This is a genomic window from Sphingomonas bacterium, assembly GCF_903643065.1.
Taxonomy (GTDB): domain Bacteria; phylum Pseudomonadota; class Alphaproteobacteria; order Sphingomonadales; family Sphingomonadaceae; genus Sphingomonas.
In genome coordinates, this window is the sequence record NZ_CAHJWX010000186.1 from 1 (window position 1) to 5,135 (window position 5,135).

4 protein-coding genes and 1 tRNA gene are annotated in these 5,135 nt (G+C 67.6%); 2 read left to right on the forward strand and 3 right to left on the reverse strand.

Annotation, left to right across the window (positions count from 1 at the left end; translation table 11 throughout):
* Window positions 1-195: 195 nt before the first annotated feature.
* The 3 genes from HUU95_RS07850 to HUU95_RS07860 form a co-directional block, all read right to left on the reverse strand.
* A tRNA-Arg gene (locus HUU95_RS07850) sits at window positions 196-272 on the reverse strand.
* Between the two features lie 48 nt (window positions 273-320).
* Window positions 321-527: a DUF2945 domain-containing protein gene (locus tag HUU95_RS07855; protein ID WP_174279611.1), complete on the reverse strand. Its 207-nt coding sequence runs from the start codon at window positions 525-527 to the stop codon at window positions 321-323.
* A gap of 76 nt (window positions 528-603) precedes the next feature.
* A complete protein-coding gene (locus tag HUU95_RS07860; RefSeq protein ID WP_174279612.1) occupies window positions 604-3,756 on the reverse strand; it encodes a TonB-dependent receptor in 3,153 nt (1,050 codons plus the stop codon).
* A 217-nt stretch (window positions 3,757-3,973) separates the two neighbouring features.
* Here HUU95_RS07860 and folE point away from each other — a divergent pair, with 217 nt between their 5' ends.
* Window positions 3,974-4,567 (forward strand): GTP cyclohydrolase I FolE, encoded by a 594-nt coding sequence (gene folE, locus HUU95_RS07865; RefSeq protein ID WP_174279613.1) that lies wholly within the window; start codon window positions 3,974-3,976, stop codon window positions 4,565-4,567.
* Window positions 4,567-5,135 (forward strand): SDR family NAD(P)-dependent oxidoreductase (locus HUU95_RS07870; RefSeq protein ID WP_174279614.1); only part of this gene is annotated, 569 nt, incomplete at its 3' end. The genes folE and HUU95_RS07870, both read left to right, overlap by 1 nt.

The window sequence follows — 5,135 nt, forward strand, 5'->3', positions numbered from 1 at the left end:
TGGCTCGCCCAGCGCCGCGACGCGCCCCTCCTCGATCGTGGCGATCACGAAGCGCGCGTGCGTGCCGCCGATGTCCGCCGCCACGATCTCCATGTCGTGCTCTCCCAACGCCATCGGCGTGATCGCGGGTGCAGCGCATCGACAACGCGGCGGCCCGGCCTGATTTGCCTGTCCGTCCCCAACCGGCGGCGAAGCTGGTGCCCCCGGCGAGATTCGAACACGCGGCCTACGGTTTAGGAAACCGTCGCTCTATCCGGCTGAGCTACGGGGGCATCCGACCATCCGGCTAGCGGCCGGACAGCGGGGCGTCAACGATCGGCTCAGGCCTTCTTGAGCGCGTCCGGCTTGTGCGCGGCCTCGGCGCCCTTGTCGGTTTTGACGACATATTGCGGGTCGTCCTTCGACGCGCGGACCTGGTGGCTCTTGATCTTGGTGTCGCTGGTGACCTTCTTCTCCACCGTGCCGTGCGCGGTGCCGCCATGCGACGACCAGGTGACCTCGTCGCCCTTCTTCAGTTCATTGGCCATGTCCGTGCTCCTTCGGCCATGAATCGCTCGGGCGCGCAAAAGGCTCCCGACGCGGGTGCGCCGGGAGCCCTTCGGTTCAGAACCGAACTCCGGCGGCGACGCCGTAGCGGCGCGGCTCCAGGGTGAACGCGTTGGTGTAAAGGCCCGACGACTGGTCGCCCACATACAGGCCCGTGATCGCGTTGTTGTCCGTCAGGTTCTGCACGAAGCCGCGGACGAAGAAGCGATCGTCCGGCGCGTTGAGCTGGATCTGCGCGTTGACCACCGCGAAGCCCTGGATGCGATTGACCGCGCGGCCGAAGATCGAGCCGAAGTAATTGCCCGTATACGTCGCGTCGACGCGCGGCACGATCGAATAGCGACCGATCTCCACCGTGTATTGCGCGCCCGCGCCCCATTTGATGTTGGGGGATTGGGGCAGCCTGTTGCCGCGGATGTTCACCGGCACGCCGCTGCCATAATAGGTGAACGCGCCGGCGGTGGCGGGATTGCCGGTGACCCGGAGGTTGACGAACTGCTGACCGGTCAGCCCGCCCAGGGCCGCGACCGGGTTGGCGAGCGCGGCCACCGCCGAGCCGAGCGCGCCGGCGGCCGAGGCCTGAAGCACCGAGCAGACCGAAAAGGCGCCGGTGGTGGTGGTGCCAGGGATCGCCTGCGTCTGGCCCGCCGCGCCGATGCCGAGCAGCGTGTCGGTCGCGTTGACCAGCGCGTTGCTCTGCGTGGCGTTGCCGCTGGTAGAGCCGACCGCGCAATTGGCGGCGTTGGTCAGATCCTTGATGATCACCGCGTCGGCGCGACCGCCCGACGGGTCCTGCGGGTTGGACAGGAACTTGTCGGACGTGACCTTGGTGTGCAGGTAGCTGAAGTTCAGGTTGACCAGCAACTGGCGCGACGGCTTGATCACCGCCTCGGCCTCGGCACCATAGATGTCGGCGTCGACATTATCGTTGACGGAGGTCCGCGCGACGATGCGGCTGAGCTGCAGCTGCTTGTACTTATAGTAGAAGCCGGTGAGGTTGAGGCGCAGCGTGCCACCCAAGAAGGTGTTCTTGGTCCCGATCTCGGCCGCGTCCACCGTCTCCGGCCCGAACGTCAACGGCACCGCGAACACGGGCGACAGCGGTGGATTGATGCCGCCCGACTTGTAGCCGCGCGAGTAGGACGCATAGATCAGGTTGCGGTCCGTCACCTGCCAGTCGAGCACCGCGCGCCCGGTCAGCCGGCCGAACTTGACGCTGCTGACCGCGAACGCCTGGTTGCCCGCGACCGATGTGTCGAAGTCGACGGTGCTGTAGTTGAGCGCCTGGCTGATGTCGGTCGCGCCATAGGGCAGCAGCACGCCATTGCCGTTGGCATCGTTGAGGAAGGTGGTGCGCGCGCGATAGGTCTTGTTGTCGTGATTGTAGCGCAGACCCAGCGTCAGCTTCAGCGTGTCGGTGAACTTGCCATAGACTTCGCCGAAGAGGCCGTACGACTTCAGGTGATAGAAGTCGGAGTCATTGTCGTAGAAGGGCGAGGCACGGTACACGTTGGGGATCGTGCCGCCCGCCGCGCGCGCACCGAGCGCGCTCGCCGCGCCGAGCAGGCCCGCCGCGTAATCCAGCGCGAAGGAATTGACGAAATACTCGTTGTCGCGGCCGGTGAAGTCCAGATAGCCGCCGCCGATCAGGAAATTGACGGGACCGTCCAGCCGGGAGGTGACGATCCCCTCACCGAAATATTGATGGGTGTAGAGCGTCGACCGATCGAAATCGAGGCTGGTGCGGGCATCGCAGATCTTGTGCCCGCCATAGACGCCCGTGCCGCTGAACTCGGCGGTGGACTGGCAGAACGGGCCGGCCGCGCCGCTGGGGATCAGCGTCTGCGCGATCGGCGTGAAGGGGTTGATGCCGCCCGGGAACGCCGTGCCCGGCGCCGCCGCCGTCGCCTGCAGCGCGACCAGGCCGGCGTTGTTCACCAGCGGCCGTTCGACCGCGATGTTGTAATCAGTGGTGGAGTCGGTGGAGCCCTCCGTATAGCCGCCATCGATCTTCAGGTTGAACTTGCCGAGATCCTGGCTGAGGTTGCCCAGGATCTGCTTCTCGTTGGTGCGGAAGGTGGGCTCATAGTCGATGTTGACCGTGCGCAGGTCGGCCGGGTTGACGAAGCCGGTATAGACGTCGCCATCCGCTTGCGTGGAGGTGCCCAGCGCCAGCGGCCGGAAGATGCCCTGCAGCGTCGCGGGCAGCGCCACCTGAAAGAACTCGCGGCTGGTGAGCACGGCGGCGAGCGTCGAGTCGCCGTTGAGCTGTTCCGTGCGCAGCTGGTCGGGCAGACAGCCCAGCACGCCGGTGGGATCGCGATGGCACAGTTGCTTCTGGATGCGGCTGCGATTGTCGTTCTCACGGAAGTAATGGCCGACGATGTCGATCACCGTCGTCGAGGTCGGCTCGAAGCGCACCGAGCCGCGGATGTCGTACTGGTCCCGGCCATCGATGCGGTGGCCGGTGGCGAGGTTCCTGGTGAAGCCGTCGCGGTTGAGGTAATAGCCCGCGACGCGCACGCCCAGTCTGTCGCCGAGCGGGATGTTCAGCATCGCGCGACCGCGAAAGCTGTCATAATTGCCGTATTCGACGTCGGCGGCGGCGTGGATGCCGGACAGGTCGGGCTTGGCCGAGATGAAGTTGACCACGCCCGCCGTCGCGTTGCGCCCGAACAACGTGCCCTGCGGCCCGCGCAGCACCTCGATGCGCTCGACGTCGAAATACTCGTTCTGGAAGATCGGCGAGGCCAGCACGGGCACGTCGTTGACGTGGATCGCGGTCGCCGCGTCGCAGGTGACGCCGACGCACAGGTCGCCGATGCCGCGAATCGTGAACGACGCGCCCGAGGTGAAGTTGGACTTGGCGAAGACGACGTTGGGCAGGTTCAGCTGCAGGTCGGACGTGGAGTTGATCTGCTGCGCCTGCAACGCCTGCGCGTTGAAGGCGGTGACGGCGATCGGCACCTGTTGCAGCGTCTCGGCCTGACGCTGCGCGGTGACGACGATGTCCTGGATGCCGCCCTGGTTGCCGTCGGCCGGCGTGTCCGCGCCGTTTTGCGAGCCCTGGGTGCTCGCCTCCGCGCCCGGGGAGGTCTGCGCTGGCACGGTGGCGGGCGATGCGGGCGGCGCGGACGCGGCGTCCTGCGCGAAGACAGGGGCGGCGGTCAGCGCCAACGCGGACGTGGCGAGCAGCACGAATTTGATCATGGCATCCTCTCCTGATCCCCTGCGTTCCTCTCGTACCGGAGGTTGCGCTCGCGGGTTTCCGCGTTTCGGGTATGGCTTGCTAGGCCCATGTCGAATCAGGCGTCAACGGGTTTTGGATAGCGGCGCCGCCCCGCCTTATGGATGTTGCCGGAATGGAACAGTTGCGTGATCAGACCTGCTCGATCAAGGCCGACGGCCTTGGGGGCGGATGGGTGCGATGAGCGATCTGGTCGAGGCGACGCCTGGCGACGGCGTGCCGAACGAGGTGACGGACGCGATCCGCACGCTGATCCGCTGGGCCGGGGATGACCCGAGTCGCGAAGGGCTGATCGACACGCCGCGCCGCGTCGCCAAGGCGTGGCGGGAGTATTGCGCCGGCTATGGCGACGATCCGGCGGGGCATCTGGAGCGCGTGTTCGAAGAGGTGGGCGGCTATGACGAGATCGTGCTGCTCAAGGACATCCCTTTCCAGTCGCATTGCGAGCATCACATGGCGCCGATCATCGGCCGCGCGCACATCGCCTATCTGCCGCGCAACCATGTCGTCGGCATCTCCAAGCTCGCCCGCGTGCTGCACGGCTTCGCGCGGCGGTTGCAGGTGCAGGAGCGGCTCACCGCCGAGGTCGCGGACTGTATCTGGAACGGGCTCAACCCGGTCGGCGTCGCGGTGGTGATCGAGGCGACGCACGCCTGCATGACCGCGCGCGGCGTCCGCACGCCCGGCGTGTCGATGACGACCAGCCGCATGATGGGCGTGTTCCGCGACGACGAGCGGTCGCGCAAGGAAGTGCTGGCGCTGATGGGCTGCTGATGCGCGTCCTCGTCACCGGCGGCGCCAAGCGCCTGGGCGCCGCGATCGCGCGCCAACTGGCGGCGGCTGGCGACCGCGTCGTCATCCACTACGGCCGCTCCGGCGACGAGGCGGGCCAACTGGCCGACGCGATCGGCGCCGCCGGCACGGTACAGGGCGACCTTGCCGCGCTGGACACGCTGGCCGACCTGTGGGCGCGCGCGGGCGAGGTGGCGGGCGGCCCGATCGACGGGCTGGTGAACAGCGCGTCCGAGTTTGTCTTCGACCGGCCCGACGCGCCCGATCCGGCGCTGGCGGCGCGGCTCTATGCGGTCAACTGCACCGCGCCGGTGCTGCTGGCGCACGCGCTGGCGGGGCAGGGGGTGGACGGCGCGGTCGTCAACCTGCTCGACCAGAAGCTCGCCAACCCCAATCCGGACTTCTTCTCCTATTCGCTCAGCAAGGCGGCGCTGGCCGAGGCGACGACGCTGATGGCGCAGGCATTCGCGCCCCGCGTGCGCGTCAACGCGGTCGCCCCCGGCCTGACGCTGCCCAGCGGCGACCAGGGCGAGGCCGCGTTCGACCGCGT

What these genes read in the sequence shown, in the direction of transcription:
- HUU95_RS07855 (WP_174279611.1), bottom strand. Translation starts at nt 527, where the DNA reads ATGGCCAATGAACTGAAGAAGGGCGACGAGGTCACCTGGTCGTCGCAT.
- HUU95_RS07860 (WP_174279612.1), bottom strand. Translation starts at nt 3,756, where the DNA reads ATGATCAAATTCGTGCTGCTCGCCACGTCCGCGTTGGCGCTGACCGCC.
- folE (WP_174279613.1), top strand. Translation starts at nt 3,974, where the DNA reads ATGAGCGATCTGGTCGAGGCGACGCCTGGCGACGGCGTGCCGAACGAG.